General features: G+C 68.3%; 15 protein-coding genes. 10 read left to right on the forward strand and 5 right to left on the reverse strand.

All coding sequences use genetic code 11. The features are described 5' to 3' along the window. Positions 1-4: 4 nt before the first annotated feature. Both BMZ19_RS08140 and BMZ19_RS08145 read left to right on the forward strand, forming a co-directional pair. Positions 5-2182: a PepSY domain-containing protein gene (locus BMZ19_RS08140; RefSeq protein WP_090309565.1), complete on the forward strand. Its 2178-nt coding sequence runs from the start codon at positions 5-7 to the stop codon at positions 2180-2182. Then, positions 2166-3089 (forward strand): FAD:protein FMN transferase, encoded by a 924-nt coding sequence (locus BMZ19_RS08145; RefSeq protein ID WP_244517129.1) that lies wholly within the window; start codon positions 2166-2168, stop codon positions 3087-3089. The genes BMZ19_RS08140 and BMZ19_RS08145 overlap by 17 nt, the downstream gene beginning before the upstream one ends. A 2-nt stretch (positions 3090-3091) precedes the next feature. Here the strand turns inward: BMZ19_RS08145 and BMZ19_RS08150 are convergent, their stop codons facing one another. Together BMZ19_RS08150 and BMZ19_RS08155 are read right to left on the reverse strand one after the other, a co-directional pair. Next, entirely contained in the window at positions 3092-3907 is an 816-nt protein-coding gene (locus BMZ19_RS08150; protein ID WP_090309570.1) for a sugar phosphate isomerase/epimerase family protein, read from the reverse strand. Between the two features lie 13 nt (positions 3908-3920). Further along, entirely contained in the window at positions 3921-4979 is a 1059-nt protein-coding gene (locus tag BMZ19_RS08155; RefSeq protein WP_090309573.1) for a Gfo/Idh/MocA family protein, read from the reverse strand. Between the two features lie 262 nt (positions 4980-5241). On the opposite strand from BMZ19_RS08155, the gene BMZ19_RS08160 reads away from it, so the two are divergent. Together BMZ19_RS08160 and BMZ19_RS08165 are read left to right on the forward strand one after the other, a co-directional pair. Further along, a complete protein-coding gene (locus BMZ19_RS08160; RefSeq protein WP_090309889.1) occupies positions 5242-5643 on the forward strand; it encodes a hypothetical protein in 402 nt (133 codons plus the stop codon). A gap of 158 nt (positions 5644-5801) precedes the next feature. After that, positions 5802-7742, forward strand: coding sequence for an aconitate hydratase (locus tag BMZ19_RS08165; protein WP_090309575.1), 1941 nt, complete (start codon positions 5802-5804; stop codon positions 7740-7742). 117 nt (positions 7743-7859) lie between these two features. Here the strand turns inward: BMZ19_RS08165 and BMZ19_RS08170 are convergent, their stop codons facing one another. Next, positions 7860-8636 (reverse strand): IclR family transcriptional regulator, encoded by a 777-nt coding sequence (locus BMZ19_RS08170; RefSeq protein ID WP_090309578.1) that lies wholly within the window; start codon positions 8634-8636, stop codon positions 7860-7862. 241 nt (positions 8637-8877) lie between these two features. On the opposite strand from BMZ19_RS08170, the gene BMZ19_RS22355 reads away from it, so the two are divergent. The 5 genes from BMZ19_RS22355 to BMZ19_RS08190 all read left to right on the forward strand — a co-directional run bounded on the left by BMZ19_RS22355 (position 8878) and on the right by BMZ19_RS08190 (position 14076). Next, positions 8878-9054, forward strand: a complete 177-nt coding sequence (locus BMZ19_RS22355; RefSeq protein WP_170847722.1) for a hypothetical protein — start codon at positions 8878-8880, stop codon at positions 9052-9054. Positions 9055-9131: 77 nt separating this feature from the next. Continuing rightward, the gene (locus BMZ19_RS08175) at positions 9132-9605 is read left to right on the forward strand and encodes a tripartite tricarboxylate transporter TctB family protein (protein WP_090309580.1); all 474 of its coding nucleotides are present in this window, start codon (positions 9132-9134) and stop codon (positions 9603-9605) included. A 10-nt stretch (positions 9606-9615) separates the two neighbouring features. Then, positions 9616-11130: a tripartite tricarboxylate transporter permease gene (locus BMZ19_RS08180; RefSeq protein WP_090309582.1), complete on the forward strand. Its 1515-nt coding sequence runs from the start codon at positions 9616-9618 to the stop codon at positions 11128-11130. A 31-nt stretch (positions 11131-11161) separates the two neighbouring features. Then, entirely contained in the window at positions 11162-12163 is a 1002-nt protein-coding gene (locus BMZ19_RS08185; RefSeq protein WP_090309585.1) for a tripartite tricarboxylate transporter substrate binding protein, read from the forward strand. A 194-nt stretch (positions 12164-12357) separates the two neighbouring features. After that, on the forward strand, positions 12358-14076 hold the full coding sequence (locus BMZ19_RS08190; protein WP_090309588.1) for an FAD-dependent oxidoreductase: 1719 nt from the start codon (positions 12358-12360) through the stop codon (positions 14074-14076). Between the two features lie 122 nt (positions 14077-14198). Here the strand turns inward: BMZ19_RS08190 and BMZ19_RS08195 are convergent, their stop codons facing one another. Continuing rightward, entirely contained in the window at positions 14199-15200 is a 1002-nt protein-coding gene (locus BMZ19_RS08195) for a zinc-dependent alcohol dehydrogenase family protein (RefSeq protein WP_090309592.1), read from the reverse strand. Positions 15201-15307: 107 nt separating this feature from the next. Here BMZ19_RS08195 and BMZ19_RS08200 point away from each other — a divergent pair, with 107 nt between their 5' ends. Beyond that, a complete protein-coding gene (locus tag BMZ19_RS08200; RefSeq protein WP_090309892.1) occupies positions 15308-16186 on the forward strand; it encodes a LysR family transcriptional regulator in 879 nt (292 codons plus the stop codon). A 58-nt stretch (positions 16187-16244) separates the two neighbouring features. Here BMZ19_RS08200 and BMZ19_RS08205 read toward each other — a convergent pair whose 3' ends face one another. Beyond that, positions 16245-16592: a nuclear transport factor 2 family protein gene (locus tag BMZ19_RS08205; protein WP_139214647.1), complete on the reverse strand. Its 348-nt coding sequence runs from the start codon at positions 16590-16592 to the stop codon at positions 16245-16247. Positions 16593-16923: the final 331 nt, after the last annotated feature.

Raw genomic sequence — 16923 nt, forward strand, 5'->3', positions numbered from 1 at the left:
TCACATGAATCGTCGCCTGCACCTGCTGGTCAGCCTCCTGCTCAGCGCCCTGCTGCTGGGTTCCGCAGCCACCGGGCTGGTGCTGTCGGGCGCCAGCCTGACCGAACAGTTCGGCCAGCTGAGCGCGCCCGGCGACAGCGTGGCCGTCGTCGCCGAGCGCATAAGCCAGCAACTGCCGAACATCGAGCGCCTGGAGCGCAGCGCCAACGGCACCCTTCTCGCCACCCTCGGCGGCGACGTCGAGGAGCCGGTCCATGTCGTCGATCCGGCCACCGGCGAGGATCTGGGACCCTACGCCCCGTCGGCTACCCTCGAGTGGCTGCGCGACCTGCACCGCGAGCTGCTGCTCGGCTCCACCGGACGCTGGCTGAGCGGCCTGGCCGCGCTGGCCCTGGTGCTGCTGACGCTCAGCGGCACCATTCTGCTGGCCCGCCGCCTCGGCGGCTGGCGGCACCTGCTGATGCCGATCCGCTCCGCCCAAGGCGCCTTGCACTGGCACACCGTGATCGCCCGCTGGGCGCTGCCGGGACTGGCCGTGCTGGCCGTCAGCGGCCTGTACCTGTCGGCGACCAGCCTGGGGCTGCTCGGCGACGGTTCGGACAACGAGCCAGCCTGGCCCGAAGGCATCCAGGCTGCCCCGCACCAGCAGGTCGGCAGCCTCGCGGCGCTGCGCCAGGTGGAGCTGGCCGAGCTGCGCGAGATGGAATTCCCCAATGCCGCGGACGACAGCCACTACTTCAGCCTGCGCACCGCCAGCGGCAGCGGCTTCGTCAACGCCGCGAGCGGCCAGTGGATCAGCTTCCAGCGCAACGGCGCGGCGCAGAACCTCTACGAAACCGCCTACGCCCTGCACACCGGCGAGGGCATGCCGCTGTGGTCCCTCGCGCTGGCCGGCCTGGCACTGTCCACCCTGTTCCTCGGCGGCAGCGGCCTGCTCGGCTGGTGGCAGCGCCGCAGCCGGGCCGGCGTACAGGACCAGGGCGTGCCTGCCGAACAGGCCGAGGCGGTGATCCTGGTCGGCAGCCAGGGCGGCTCGACCTGGGCCTACGCCCGCCAGCTGCAGGCGCAGCTCGAAGCCGCCGGCTGGCCGGTGCACACCGCCGCCATGAACGCCGTGCAGGACGACTACCCGCAGGCGCGCTGCGTGCTGCTGCTCGCCGCCACCTATGGCGACGGCCAGGCGCCGGACAATGCCGGGCAGTTCCTCGACCGTCTGGCCACGGCCCGCTGGCCCGAGCGCGGCCTGCCGGTGGCAGTGCTCGGCTTCGGCGACCGCCAGTTCCCGCGCTTCTGCGCCTATGCCGAAGCGGTCGATCAGGCCCTGCAACAGCGCGGCTGCCAGCCGCTGCTGCCGCTGCAGCGTGTCGACCGCCAGGCCAGCGGGGAGCTGAACGCCTGGGCCTCTGCGCTCAGCGCACGCCTCGGCACCCCGCTGCGCCTGCAGTCGGCGCTGCTGCCGACCAGCGCCGTGCACCTGACCCTGCAACAGCGCCAGTGCTACAGCGAGCGCGGTGGCCAGCCGGCGGCGGTGCTGCGCTTCGCCGTGGCCCCCGGCGGCACCGACTTCGCCCCCGGCGATCTGCTGGCCATTCGCCCTCAGAGCGAGGCCGCACCGCGCCTGTACTCCATCGCCAGCGCCACTGACGATGGCTTCGTGGAGATCTGCGTGCGCCTGCATCCGCAGGGACTCTGCTCGAACTACCTGCACGCGCTGGAGCCGGGCGCCACGCTTGAGGCGAGCATCCAGGCGCATCCGGGCTTCCGCCCTCTGGCCGGCGAGCATCCAGTGCTGCTGATCGGCGCCGGGGTGGGCGTGGCGCCGCTGATCGGCTTCGTGCGCAAGAATGAGTCCCGCCGCCCCATCCAGCTCTACTGGGGCGGCCGCCACGCCAGCGACCAGCTGTATGGCGAGGAACTCCAGCAGTGCCTGGCGGACGGCCGCCTGCAGCGGCTGCAGCGGGCCTACTCCCAGGGGCCGACGCCGGGCTTCGTGCAGGACCGCCTGCGCGAGGATGCCGCCAGCGTGCGCGCGCTGCTGCAACAGGGCGCCCAGGTACTGGTCTGCGGCTCGCGGGAGATGGCCGCCGGCGTGCGCGCCGTGCTGGAAACCCTGCTGGCCGAGATGGGCAGCAACCTCGATCAACTCAAGGCACAGGGGCGCTTCCGTGAAGACGTTTACTGAGGGTGAACCGCTGCAGCGCTACAGCCTGAGCGGGCCGACCATGGGCAGCCGCTTCGCCGCGGTGTTCTACGCCGCCGCCGGGCTCGACACCCAGCCCATCCAGGCCGAGCTGCAGGGGGCGGTGGACCGGGTCGATGGGCAGATGTCGACCTGGAAGCCGGACTCCACCCTGATGCGCCTGAACCGGGCGCCGCTCGGCGAGTGGTTCGAGCTGCCGGACGAGCTGTACCAGGTGCTGCTCGCCGGCCTGCATGTCGGCAGCCTGTCGCACGGCGCCTTCGACATCGCCCTCGGCGCCCAGGTCGGCGCCTGGGGCTTCGGCCCGACGCCGTCAGGTGCAAGCGAAACGCCCCGTTGCCCCGCCGCCACCGCACTGACCCTCGACCGCGAGCGCCGTGCCGTGCGCAAGAAAGTCGAGGTCAGCCTCGACCTCAATGGCATCGCCAAGGGCTTCGGCGTCGACGAGCTGGCCCGCGGCCTGGAACGCCACGGCATCCAGCGCTATCTGGTCGGCATCGACGGCGAGCTGCGCGCCCGTGGCGAGAAGCCCGACGGCGCCTGGCGCGTCGCCCTGGAGAAGCCCGAGTACGGTCGGCGCGAGCCGTTCGCCAGCCTGGAGCTGGCTGACACCGCCCTCGCCACCTCCGGCGACTACCGCCACTGGCGCGAGCGCGACGGCCAGCGCTACTCGCACACCCTCGACCCGCACAGCGGCGCGCCGCTGCACAACGGCATCGCCTCGGTCAGCGTGCTGAGCGGCAGCTGCCTGTACGCCGACGCCTGGGCCACCGCGCTGATGGTGCTAGGCGTCGAACGCGGCGCCCGCCTCGCCCGCGAGCAGGGCTTGGGTGCGGTGTTCCTGGTGCGTGATGGCGAGGACATCCGCGAGGTCACCGTCGGACTCTGACTTCAGATCCGCGCCAGCAGGGTACGCGCCTTGTCGATGGCGATCTGCGCCCGCTCCAGCGCGCCGACGCCCTGCTCGAGCAACTGCCGGCTAGGTACTTCCAGACTCAGCGGCAGATCGGCCGGCAAGGCGCGCAGCAGACCGAGCAGGTCGCAGTCGCCGTCGCCGGGGAAGCGCCGCTCGTTGCGCGCCTGGCGGAGGATCTCGTCCATGTCGTCCGGCACCGGACCGGCCACGTCGCACAGTTGGGCGTAGCGCATGCGCGAGGGATCGAGGCGGGCCAGGTCCTCCAGCCGCGAGCCCGAACGGTTGAAGTGGAAGGCGTCGACCAGCACGCAGCCGTTGGCACGCCCGGCGTTCTCCACGATGCGCATGGCTTGAACCAGGTCCCTGGCGTCGGTCCAGGGCATGAACTCCAAGTGCGGATAGAGGCCGAAGCCGCCCGCCAGGTCGCAGAAGGCCGCGAAGTTCTCGGTCAGCCGCGCCTCGTCGGGATCGTTGCCGGCCACCAGCACCGTGCTGGCCCCCAGTTCGGCGCCGGCGGCGAGGATCGGCTCGAAGTCGGCGACCCGAGTCTCGGGCTTCAGGCGCAGGATCTCGATATCGAATACCTGCACACCGCTGTCGCGCAGGCGCGCCTGGGTCTGCCGGCGCAGGCCGGCGTCGGCCACCAGCGAGAAGTGGTGCTCCTCGGCGGTCGCTGGCACCAGGCGCAGGCCGACGTGGCTGTAGCCGGCACGGGCGGCCACCTCGACCATGTCCGGCGGGGACAGTTCGAGCACGGTCAGGGCGGCGAGGGAAAGGTTGCGTTCGCTCATGGCGGTTCTCTTCTTATTGGACGGAAAGGAGTTCGGGGGCACAGGCGCGGCCGCTCGCGGCGGCGCGCTGGATGGCTTCGAGCAGCGCCAAGGTGTTGCCGGCATCGGCGGCGCTGACCAGCGGCGCCTGCTCGCCGCGGGCGACGCGGACGAAATGCTCGAGCTGGCAACGCAGCGCCTCGGCGGGGGTGAAGCTTTCCTGGCTGCTCAGCAGCGGCTGGTGCCAGCCGGCGCCGGGCTCGGCGTACTGCCAGCGCCTGAGCTGCGGGATGCTCAGCGCGCCGCGGGTGCCGGCCAGCAGGTAGCACGGCTGATCGGCCTGACGCGGATAGACCGGGTTCTCGCCGGAATCCAGCTCCCAGCTCCAGGGCGCGGCCACCGCATCGGAGCCGGTCAGGGTGCCGAGGGCGCCGTTGGCGAAGCGCAGCAACACTGCGGCACTGTCCTCGTTGGCGAAGCCGCGCACGCCATCGCTGGTGATCGCCTGCACCTCGGCCACCTCGCCGCACAGGTGGCGCAGCAGGTCGAGGTCGTGGATCAGATTGGTGAGCAGCATCCCGGCGCCTGGCTCGCGGCGCCAGGCGACGTCGAAGTAGCTGTCCGGCTTCTGCAGCTGCCACAGCGCGGTGACCGTGGTCAGCCGACCGAGGCAGCCGTCCTGCACCAGCTCGCGGGCGCGGGCGATCAGCGGGTTGTGGCGACGATGGTGACCGACCAGCACCGGCACGCCGCTGTCTGCCGAGGCGGCGACCAGCTCGCGCACCTCGTCGAGGTGCACGCCGACCGGCTTTTCCAGCAGCACCGGCACACCGGCGGCGATGCAGTCCAGCGCGGTGGCCACGTGCAGGGCGTTGGGGTTGGCGACGATGACCGCCTGCGGGCGGACCTCGTCGAGCATCCGCCGGTGCTCGGCGAAGTACGCCACCTCGCATTCGGCGGCGAACGCCACAGCCTGTGGGCCGGGATCGGCCACCGCGCAGAGCCGGGCTTCGGGCAGGTCCTTGAGGTGCTGATGGTGCTGGCGTCCCATGACGCCAGCACCGATCAGGGCGATACGCAGTGGCTCGGCCAAGGCGGGTTCCTCTTGTTGTTGTCGGTGGCGAGCGGGGAGGCTCGCCAGTGCAGCGCGCAGCTCCCGAGTGCTTCTTGCGACATTTAGAACCTAGTTCTATTTTCAGGCAAGACGCGCAGAGCCATGTCCGTTCGATTAACGAACAACCGGCTGCAGCAAGGACAGCAGGCCACGGCCGGCTCGCCATGGAGCCGGACGGGTTGTCCGGGAAGACTCAAGAGAGTGAGAGCAAGAGAGATCGCGGGCCGCTATGATCGATTTCATGACGCTGCCTTTCCCGATCCGCCAGCCCTGCCCGCCCGGCGCCTGCATCTGCGGGCACGAACGGCTGCTGGCGGCAGACGGCGACGACCTGCGCATCCTGCGTCTGACCCGCCAGGAGGAAAAGCGCCTGCTGGAGCGTCTGGAAAACATCGCGAGCCTGGACGACCTCGAGCACATGCAGCGGCGGATGTACGAGCAGCTGGGCATCCGCCTGCACATCGCCCCAGGCTTCAACGAGGTGCGCAGCATGCGCGGCATCGCCATTCACATCGACGAACTGCCCGGCCTGTGCCGCAAGACCCGCCAGTCGATCCCGGCGGCGATCCGCCGCGGGCTGGCCAAGCATCCGGAGATCGCCTGGCGGCTGCTCGATGCGCATGACCTGTTGCGCGATGCCTGAGCGGATCCTGGGGGCGGTCGGAGCATGCCGTTATTAAAAAACACACTGGGATAACGAATACTCCGTTCACAAGCCCGGTCCGGCTATTTACCGGGATAAGGTGCGGGTGTCTTATAGACGGTGGGTAATGCGTCCTTATCTCCGCCAGGAGACGTCCCATGCCGCAAAACGTCACCCAGAAACTGATCGCCTCGCACCTGCTCGAAGGAACGATGCGCGAGGGTGAATCGATCGCCCTGAAAATCGACCAGACCCTCACCCAGGACGCCACCGGCACCATGGTGATGCTCGAACTCGAGGCGATGGGCCTCGAGCGCGCCAGGACCGAGGTCTCGGTGCAGTACGTCGACCACAACCTGCTGCAGACCGACTTCAAGAACGCCGACGACCACCTGTTCCTGCAGAGCGCCTGCCGGCGTTTCGGCATCTGGTTCAGCCGGCCGGGCAACGGGGTGAGCCACCCGGTGCACATGGAACACTTCGGCAAGCCCGGCCGCACCCTGCTCGGCTCCGACAGCCACAGCTGCGCGGCCGGCTCGATGGGCATGCTCGCCATCGGCGCCGGCGGCCTGGAAGTGGCGCTGGCGATCGCCGGCGAGCCCTTCCACGTCAGGATGCCGCGCATCGTCGGCGTCCGCCTGACCGGGCGCCTGCCCGACTGGGTCAGCGCCAAGGACGTCATCCTGGAAATGCTGCGTCGCTACGATGTCAGCGGAGGGGTGGGCAAGATCTTCGAGTACTACGGCGACGGGCTTGAAGGCCTGAGCGCCATGGATCGCCACGTCATCGCCAACATGGGTGCGGAACTCGGGGCGACGACCAGCGTGTTCCCCGCCGATCACGTGCTGAGGGCGTTTCTCGCCTCCCGCGGCCGCGAAGAGGACTGGAGCGAACTGCTCGCCGACCCCGCCGCCGACTACGACGAGGAGATCGAGATCGACCTCGCCACGCTGGTGCCGCTGATCGCCTGCCCCAGCAGCCCCGGCAACGTGGTCCCGGTCAGCGAGGTGGCCGGCAGGCCGGTGCACCAGTGCGTGGTCGGCTCCTCGGCCAACCCGGGCCTGCGCGATTTCGCCATCGTGGCGATGATGCTCGAGCAGCATGGCGTCCATGCGGACGTCTCCCTAGACGTCAACCCCACCTCGCGGCAGATCCTCGAAAACCTCGCCGCGCTGGGCTACCTCGGCACCCTCGTCCACCGCGGCGCGCGCATCCACCAGGCCGGCTGCGGTGGCTGCATCGGCATGGGCGAGGCCCCGGCGACGGAAAGCATCAGCCTGCGCACCATGCCGCGCAACTTCCCCGGCCGCTCGGGCACCAAGGAGGACAAGGTCTACCTGTGCAGCCCGGAGACCGCCGCCGCCGCGGCGATCACCGGGGTCATCACCGATCCGCGTACCCTCGGCTTCCCCTACCCCCAGTTCAAGGAGCCCGAGCGCTACCTCCTCAACACCGAGGCGCTCGCCCCGCCGGCCGAGGATGGCCGGCTGGTCGCCCTGATCAAGGGGCCCAACATCGCCTCGCTGCCCGAGTTCGATCCGCTGCCGGAGGCGCTCGCGGGACCGGTACTGATCAAGACCGGCGACAACGTCTCGACCGACGAGATCATGCCGGCGGGGGCCAAGGTGCTGCCGCTGCGCAGCAACATTCCCGAGATATCGAAGTTCACCTTCTACCAGCTCGACGAGAGCTACTACGAGCGAGCCATGCAGTTGAAGGGCGGCGCGTCCTTCATCGTCGGCGGCGACAACTATGGCCAGGGTTCGAGCCGCGAACACGCCGCCCTCGCGCCGCGCTACCTCGGCGTGCGCGCGGTACTGGCGAAGAGCTTCGCGCGCATCCACTGGCAGAACCTGTGCAACTTCGGCATCGTGCCGCTGACTTTCGACAAGGACGCCGACTACGAGGCGATCCAGCCCGGCGACCAGCTGACGATGCCCGGGATCAGGGAGGAGATCCAGCGCGGCGAGAGCGTCACCGTGGTCAACGCCACGCAGGGATCCACCTTCACCATGCGCCATGCCATGACGCCACGGCAGGTGCAGATGGTCCTCGCGGGCAGCATCATCAAGATGAGCCGCGGCAGCCCGCAGGCGTAGCAGCCGCGGCGCTGCCCATGCCCGGCCCATCAACGAGCTCCGGCCGTTGCCCACATCGCACTGGCGCGGTCAGGCAACCGCCCGCCTCGCCCGGAGACCGGCGGCACACCGCATAGCTCAGGAAAACAGCTCCGAAGCCTGGCTGGCCTGCGACAGCTCCTCGCCGGCCTCCAGCAGGCGCGGCGCCAGTGCGTGCATGCGCGCTTCGCCGAGGCGGGCGCTGGGGCCGGCGAGGCTGAGCACGCCGATGGGGTGCTGGTCGCGCGGGTGGCGGATCACCGAGGCCATGGCGGCGGTGCCCACCGCCGAGCTTTCCATCACCCAGGCGTAGCCATGCTGGCGGGCCAGCTGCAGGCGCTTGAGCAGCGCGGCCTCGCTGCGCGGGGCGTTGGGGCCCAGTTCCGCCGGATCGACCGGGGTCTGCCGTGCCACCTTCGCCAGCGCCTGTTCGTCGCCCATGCTGGCCAGCCAGGCGTGCCCGGAGGCGGTGGAGGACAGCGGCGCGTCACGGCCCATGTCCGGGTCGTAGCGCAGCCCACCGCGGGCGCCCTGGGACTTGGCAATCCAGGTCAGGCGCTCGCCGTCGATCACGCCCAGGCGCACCAGCTCGCCGGTTTCCTCGGCCAGGCGGTCGAGAATCGGCTGGACCACGTCCGCGCCGCTGTTGGCCAGGTAACGGAAGCCCAGCGCCACCAGCTTGGTGGACAACTGGTAGCGGCTGCTCTGCGGGTCCTGGCGCACGTAGCCGAGGCGGATCAGCTCGGCGAGCATGCGGTGGGTGGCGCTCTTGGGGATCTGCAGCTGGTCGGCCAGGGCCTGCATGGGCATCCCGCCAGGGTCGGCGGTCAGGCTTTCCAGAAGACTCAGTGCGCGTTCGATTTGACTGCCTGCCATGTTGGGTATCCAAGCGTTAGATGCGGAGATTCTAAAAGAGCCCGCGTTCTGGCGGAAACAGCGCGCTCCGGAGCGGGTTCAGGACCGGCAATGGCGAAAATGTTCCAACCGGTTAGTTTTTGTTCGGTTATCGGGCATCCCGAATTGTATTTATGAAACCAGGTTCCAATAATCTCGTCACCTGCAACGTCACTCACCCGACGCTGCGTACCAATAAATATAAGAACGCAGGTATGCCCCCATGCACCACGCTTCGCACCCTCGCACCCCCACCGCCTTCGTCGCCATGACGGATTGCTGGACCGGCCTCGCCCCTCTCGTCCATCTCGACGGCCACTCGACACCGCCGCCACAGGCATCCCGACCAGGCCGGCCCTTCGCCGCTCGCCTGCGACGCCTGTTGCGCCTGATCGCCTGATTCCCGGGCACCGCCCGCTCTCCACCGCCTGGCCATCTGGAGGGTTCGTCCGCGAACCTCCAGCGGAGTGACACGTCATGCAAAACACCCTCGAGAAACGACTGGTCGGCGAACTCGCCTTCGTCTGCCTGCTGCTGGCCCTGGCCGCCGGCATCGCCGTAGAGGCCTGGGGCATCGCCGGCTTCAGCGGCATCAGCTCGCCGGGGGCCTTCCCCCTCGGCATCAGCGCCATCCTGCTGCTGGCCGGCGGGCGCATCCTGTTCGACACCCTGCGCAGGCCGGACTCCGGCGCCGGCAACTGGCTCGCCGCCGCGCGGCAGTTCTGCGCGCAGCATTTCCCTCGCCGCATCCTGGTGTTCACCGTGCTGGCGGTGGCCTACCTGGCGAGCATCCAGTGGGCCAGCTTCTACATCAGCACCTTCGTTTTCCTGCTGCTGTCGATTCTCTACCTGCGCAGCGGCCGGCCGCTGGCGGCGCTGCTGACCAGCGCCCTGCTGGTGGGCCTGATCTACCTGCTGTTCACCCTCGCCTTCAGCGTCTACCTGCCTTGAGGAGCTCACCATGAGCGAAACCATCTCCTACCTGCTGATGGCCTGGTCGGACCCGAACCTGTTGCTGCTGACCGCGCTGGGCACCTTCGCCGGCATCTACATCGGCGCGATTCCCGGCCTTTCGGTGACCATGGCGGTGTCGATCCTGGTGTCCTTCACCTTCTCCTGGGAGGTCAACAGCGCGCTGGCGCTGATCGTCGGCATCTACATCGGCGGCGTGTACGGCGGCTCGCGCAGCGCCATCCTGCTCAACATCCCCGGCGCGCCCTCCTCGGTGGCCACCGCCTTCGACGGCTACCCGCTGGCCAAGCTCGGCGAGGCCGGTCGCGCCATCGGCCTGAGCACGGTGATGTCGGTGATCGGCGGTCTCGCCGGCACCCTGGTGTTGGCCAGCGCCGCGCCGGTGATCGGCGACATGGCGCTGAAGTTCGCCCCGCGCGACTACTTCCTGATCGCCGCCCTCGGCCTGCTGCTGGTCGGCAGCCTGGCCGAAGGCTCGCTGGCCAAGGGCGTGTTCGCCGCTGCGCTGGGCACGGTGATCGGCCTGGTCGGCATGGACCCGGTCACCGCCCAGGGCCGTTTCACCCTCGGTCAGGTCGAGCTGATGGGCGGCATCCACTACGTGGTGGTGATGATCGGCCTGTTCGGCGTCGCCGAAGCCTTCTACCAGCTGCACAGCCTGGACGTGCCGGCGGTGCGCCAGCAGGTCACCAAGATCATCCCGTCCGTGGCGATGGTGCTGAAGTTCCTGCCGCTGTCGCTGCGCACCGCGGTGATCGGCGTGCTGGTCGGCGCCCTGCCCGGCGTCGGCGGCGACATCGCCGCGCTGATGGCCTACGACCACGCCAAGCGCACGGTGAAGAAACCCAGCCGGCCGTTCGGCCAGGGCGCCTACGAGGGCCTGGTGGCCCCGGAAACCGCCAACAGCGCGGCGGTCGGCGGTGCCTACGTGCCGATGCTGACCCTCGGCATCCCGGGCGATGCGGTGACTGCGGTGATCATCGGCGCGCTGGTGATCCACGGCCTGAACCCCGGCCCGATGCTGATGGTGGAGAGCCCGCACATCTTCTGGTTCACCGTGGGCAACCTGGCGCTGGCCAACATCTTCCTGCTGGTCTTCGGCCTGATGGGCATCAAGCTGTTCGCCAAGCTGGTCGAGCTGCCCAAGGCGATGCTGATCCCGCTGATCCTGGTGCTCTGCGTGGTCGGCACCTACTCGATCAACAGCAGCATGACCGAGGTGTACTGGATGCTCGGCTTCGGCCTGTTCGGCTACTTCCTCAAGGTCTTCGGCTTCCAGATGGGCCCGGTGATCCTCGGCGTGATCCTCGGCCCGATGATGGACAACTCCTGGCGCCAGGCGATGGCCTCGGTCGGCGACAACCCGGTCGAGCTGCTCGGCGAACTGCTCAGCAACCCGGTGTCGCTGATCCTCACCGTCGGCATCACCCTGATCCTGCTCGGCAAGACCCCCGTATCGGGCTGGCTGAAGAAGAAGTGCAAGTGCACCCCTGTGACCCACTGATCCAAAAACAACAACAAGCGGAGTAACACCCATGCTCAAGAAACTGCTCGTCGGACTGACCCTCGCCGCCAGCGCCGCCGGCTTCAGCCTCGCCGCCCACGCCGCCTACCCCGAGCGCAGCATCCAGGCGGTGATCCCCTGGGGCGCCGGCGGCGCCACCGACAACGTGATGCGCAGCCTGACCCCCTACGTGGAGAAGGAGCTGGGCGGCAAGGTGATCCTCAACAACCGCCCCGGCGGCACCGCGGTGATCGGCACCAGCTACGTGCTCGGCCAGCAGCCCAACGGCTACACCCTGCTGCTCGGCGCGGAAAACCCGCAGCTGTATCCGGTGCTCGGCCTGGCCAAGTTCGACTACAGCGCGCTGTACCCGATCAACCTGATCGGCCAGAACGTGGCGGTGATCGCCGTGCATGCCGACAGCCCGTGGAACAGCATGGCCGACCTGATGGCCGCGGCCAAGGCCAACCCCGGCAGCCTGCGCATGGGCGGTGCCGGCGCCGGCGCCCTGCCGAGCACGGTGCACGCGATGATCAGCGCGGTGGACCAGCTCGACGTGCGCGAAGTGACCTTCGGCGGCGACGGCCCCGGCATCACCGCGCTGATGGGCCAGCACATCGACTTCATGCCGCTGAGCCTGGCCGCCGCCAAGGAGCTGATCCGCACCGGCAAGCTCAAGGCGCTGGCCGTGGTGAGCACCGAGGAGATCCCCGAACTGCCGGGGGTCGAGCCGATCAGCAAGACCCTGCCGGCCATCGCCGACTACCTGCCGTGGGGACCGTTCTGGGGCGTCTGGGTGCACAAGGACACCCCCGACGACGTCAAGCAGAAGCTGACCGCCGCCTATGCCAAGGCGGTGGCGACTCCCGAGTTCCAAGCCTTCCTGAAGAACTACGGCGCCAAGTCGCTGAACCTCAGCGGCGACGAGGCCAGCCAGTTCCTCAACCGCTGGCAGTCGGTCACCACCTGGTCGATGTACAAGGCCAAGGCCATCGATATCGCCCCGGACAGCGTCGGCATCGCCAAGCCCTGATCCCCCGCAGCACCCCGGGCCCGGCACTCTGCCGGGCCCGCCTGTTTTCGCCCCACGCCCATTCTTCCCGTCGCTTGCCGCAGTTCGCACTTGGCGAGCACTCGCCCAAACCCTATTATTGGAACCATGTTCCAAAAACAACGATGCGCGCTAACGAGGCCCTCCTCGCCAAGCCGCCCTCTCGGAGAACCACGATGCCTGCAAGTGCCCTGCCCCCTACGCTCGAATGCGATGTCCTGGTCATCGGCTCCGGCGCCGCCGGCCTGTCGGCCGCGGTGACCGCCGCCTGGCACGGCCAGAAGGTCGTCGTCGTGGAGAAGGACCCGGTGTTCGGCGGCGCCACCGCCTGGTCCGGCGGCTGGATGTGGGTGCCGTGCAACCCGCTGGCGCGCCGCGCCGGCATCGTCGAAGACCCCGAGCTGCCGCGCACCTACCTCAAGCACGAGCTGGGCGACAGGTACGACCCCGCGCGCATCGACGCCTTCCTCGAAGCCGGCCCGCGCATGGTGGAGTTCTTCGAGAAGCACACCGCCCTGCAGTTCGCCGACGGCAACCAGATCGCCGACATCCACGGCGACACCCCCGGCGCCGGCACCGGCGGCCGCTCGGTGATCGCCGCGCCCTACGACGGCCGCGAGGTCGGCGAGCTGATCCACCGCCTGCGCAAGACCATGCGCGAGACCTCGTTCCTCGGCATGCCGATCATGGCCGGCAAGGATCTGGCCGCGTTCATGAACGTCACCCGCTCGCCGGGCGCGTTCGTCTACGCCGGCAAGCGCTTCGGCCGTCACCTGGTCGACCTCGCCCGCCACGGCCGCGCCATGCAGCTGGTCAACGGCGTGGCGCTGGTGGCGCGGCTGGCCAAGTCGGCCGCGGATCTCGGCGTGCAACTGATCGAATCGGCGCCGGCCAAACGCCTGCTGCGGAAGGACGGCGCCGTGCGCGGCGCGGTGGTGGCCACCGGCCAGGGCGAGGTCAGCATCCGCGCGCGCAAGGCGGTGGTGCTCGCCGCCGGCGGCTTCCCCAACGACATCGAGCGGCGCAAGGCGCTGTTCCCACGCACGCCCACCGGCCACGAACACCTGGCCCTGCCGCCGCTCGGCGCCTCGGGCGACGGCCTGCGCCTGGGCGAAGCTGCCGGCGGCCAGGTGGCCACCGACCTGGTGTCGCCGGTGGCCTGGGCACCGGTGTCGCTGGTGCAGCACAAGGACGGCAGCAGCGGCCACTTTCCGCACATCATCGAGCGCGGCAAGCCCGGCATCATCGGCGTGCTGGCCGACGGCAAACGCTTCGTCAACGAGGCCAACGGCTACTACGACTACACCTCGGCGATGGTCGCGGCGGTGCCGCTGGGGCAGGAAGTCGCCTCCTGGCTGATCTGCGACCACCGTTTCCAGCGCCGCTACGGCCTGGGCATCTCGCGCCCGGCGCCGGTGCCGCTCGGCCCGTGGCTGCGCAACGGCTACTTGAAGAGCGGCCAGAGCATCGAGGAACTGGCCCGCGCCTGCGGCATCGACCCGGCCGGCCTGGCCGCCACCGTCGCCGACTACAACCGCCATGCGCGCAACGGCGAGGACCCGGCGTTCGGCCGCGGCTCCACCCCCTACAACCGCAAGCAGGGCGACGCCAGCCACCAGCCCAACCCGTGCGTGGCGCCCATCGAGCACGGCCCGTTCTACGCGGTGAAGGTGCAGCCCGGCTGCTTCGGCACCTTCGCCGGCCTGAAGACCAACGCCAGCGCCCAGGTGCTGGATGGCGAAGGCCAGCCCATCGACGGCCTGTACGCCGCCGGCACCGACATGGCCAGCATCATGGGCGGCCACTACCCGGCCGGCGGCATCAACCTCGGCCCGGCGGTGACCTTCGGCTACATCGCCGGCCGGCACATCGCCGGGGCGAGTGGCTGGGAGTGATGGAAGACGAGTGGGAAAGGTCGTGGCGGAGTAGGCCATCACGGCCATGGTGATGGCCGGCAGGGAACGGCCAGAAGCGGACGCTTCCGGCCATAGGCATTTATTGAAAAAAGTACTGGCGACTATTCGCTCACCAATCGAATGACCGTCTTGCCCTTGCCGCGACCTTCCGCGACCTGGCGAAACGCCTCGTTGACCTCATCCAGTGCAAAGGGCTGCTGATCCACTCGGATCGTCAGTTGCCCGGTATTGGCCAGCACAGCCGCCTCGCGCAGGATGGCCCCATGGTGTTCGCGCCCCTGGCCGGTGAGCAACGGCGTCAGCGTGAATACGCCCGAATAAGTGGCGCTCTTGAACGATAGCGGCGCGAGGCTGTGCTGGCCCCAGCCAAGGCAGCTCAGTACGTGCCCGGTATAAGGTTTCACGGCCTGGAAGGATGCATCCAGCGTGCTGCCACCTACCGTGTCATAGACGATGTCGAAACCTTCGCCGGCCGTATATTGCTCGACATAGGCCTCCACGCTCTGCGCCTGATAGTCGATCGCCGTGGCCCCAAGCGAGCGGATGAAGTCGAGACTCGCCGCCGAACCGGTGGCGTACACCTCGGCACCACGCGCCTTGGCCAGTTGCACCGCGACTTGGCCGACGCCACCTGCGCCGCCATGAATCAGCACCCGCTGGCCGGCACGGACGTTGGCGCGATCCACCAAACCTTCCCAGGCGGTGATGAACACCAGCGGCAGGGCAGCTGCCTCATGCATGCTGAGTGCGTGCGGCTTTGCCGCGATCAGCCGGGCATCCACGGCGATGTACTCGGCCATGGTGCCCTGGGCGCCGCCAATACCACCGGCCATGCCGAAAACTTCCTGGCCTGGAGTGAAGCCCTCGACCGCCTCGCCCAACTCGACGACGGTGCCGGCGAGATCCAGCCCGAGTACCGCCGGCAGCGCCTGGCGGGCATGCGACCCTGCGCCGGTGGCGATCTTGGTATCGAGGGGGTTGACCCCCGCTGCATGAACCCTGACCAAAACCTGCCCCTTGCCGGGAACGGGGCGGGTGATGTGGCGCACAGCCAGCGGGGCCTGGGCGGACTCGGCGATAGCGGCAAGCATGGTCTGATTCATGACGGGAACCTCTGATTGAGTGGACGCTTACAGGTTGCTCCGCCTTCTCCATTCCGATAAGAAACTAAATTTGCATATCACTTATTCCCCGAAGAGACCTAATGGCGATGGATCTGTTCGACAGCATGCGCATCTTCGTACGCGTCGTGGAGCGTGGTTCGTTCTCGGCGGTCGCGCGCGAACTGAACATGGGGCAACCGGCAGTGAGCAAGCAGATCCGCGCCCTGGAGCAATACCTGGGCGGCCCGGTATTCGCCCGCAGTACCCGGCACTTGGCCCTGACCGACCAGGGGCAAGGTTTCTACAGGCACTGCCAGGAGATCCTCGGCCAGCTCGATACCGCCACCCGCAGCTTCGCCAGCGGCCAGGAGCAGATCGCCGGCCCCCTGCGCATCACTGCACCGGTCAGCTACGGGAGGTTGTGCATTGCGCCGCTGATCGCGAGTTTTCTGCAGCGCTATCCCGAGGTGCGGATCGACCTGCGCCTGAGCGATCACAACGAAGACCTGCTCAAGGAAAACATCGACCTGGCCATCCGCATCGGCGTGGTGAAGAGCGAGGGCCTGGTGGCCCTGTCCCTCGGCACCAGCACCCGGCGGGTATACGCCTCGCCCACCTATCTGCAGGACCTTGGCCTACCACACGAGCCCGCCGAACTGGCAGGCCACAACTGCATCGCTTTCACCTTGCTGGAGCATTACGACCACTGGCACTTCACTCACGGTGCGCAAGCGCTCGATGTCGCCATCAAGGGAAACGTCACCAGCAACAGCAGCGAGGCCATTCGTGAAATGGTCCTCGGCGGCCTGGGCATTTCCCTCTCTCCAGATTGGCTGTTCGCCGCAGACGTCCAACAGGGCCGCGTACGTAGCGTGCTTGACGATTACCAGACCACCGCGCTGCCGGTCAACGCCGTGTTCAGCCGTGAGCGACGACGCTCGGCGCGGACGATGGCGTTCGTCGACTTTCTTCGCGCGCATTTGTAGGTTCACCTGACGGTGCCGGGAAACGACGCCGCGAGCAGCCCGTGTTCATTGCAGGCGTTCACTCCAGATCAGCGTCGATGCGCATGATCTGCCCGTCAGTATTGACGGCAATTTGCAGCAGGCCGATCTCGTGGCCGAAATCTCCGGTGAAGTCGACCCGCACGCTGGCAAGGTTGGCACCGAGAGGCTTGATCGACAGCATGCGAGTCACCGTGTTACAGCCGATAAAGTACTGCTCTACATAAGTGCGAATGCCCGCATGGCCGTCGAAGCGATGCCCGGTGGACGGGTCATCGATCACCGCATCCGCTGTGAACAGTTTCAGAACACCCTCGACGTCGAATGCATTGGTTGCGCCGATCAGGGCATCAGCGACCCTGCGCAGGTTGTCTTTGTGCGGGGTCATCGCATCAGCTCCCATGCTGCCAGTTTTGTGTAGATGAAAGTGACGCTACAGCCACATGGGATCCATGCCTGCACCGCGCAATGCTCAAGATCGGAGTGAAAGGGGGCAACCCTCTCGCACACCCGCGCTTGGTCGTAATCGTCGTACTTATACATCCCACCACCTCTTCAGCCACCGCAAGGCGGGTTCAAAGCGGGTGACTATGCCGTGACAAAGTGGGGACAGAACAGGCTCAGATTGGCGGTAAAAAATACGGAGCAGATGGTATGCGGCTGCTCTATGGCGTCACGCAAGCCGGGGGGCGACTCGACTGGAATCGGCGGATTCAATG

Source organism: Pseudomonas linyingensis, assembly GCF_900109175.1.
In the GTDB taxonomy this organism is placed as follows: Bacteria; Pseudomonadota; Gammaproteobacteria; order Pseudomonadales; family Pseudomonadaceae; genus Geopseudomonas; species Geopseudomonas linyingensis.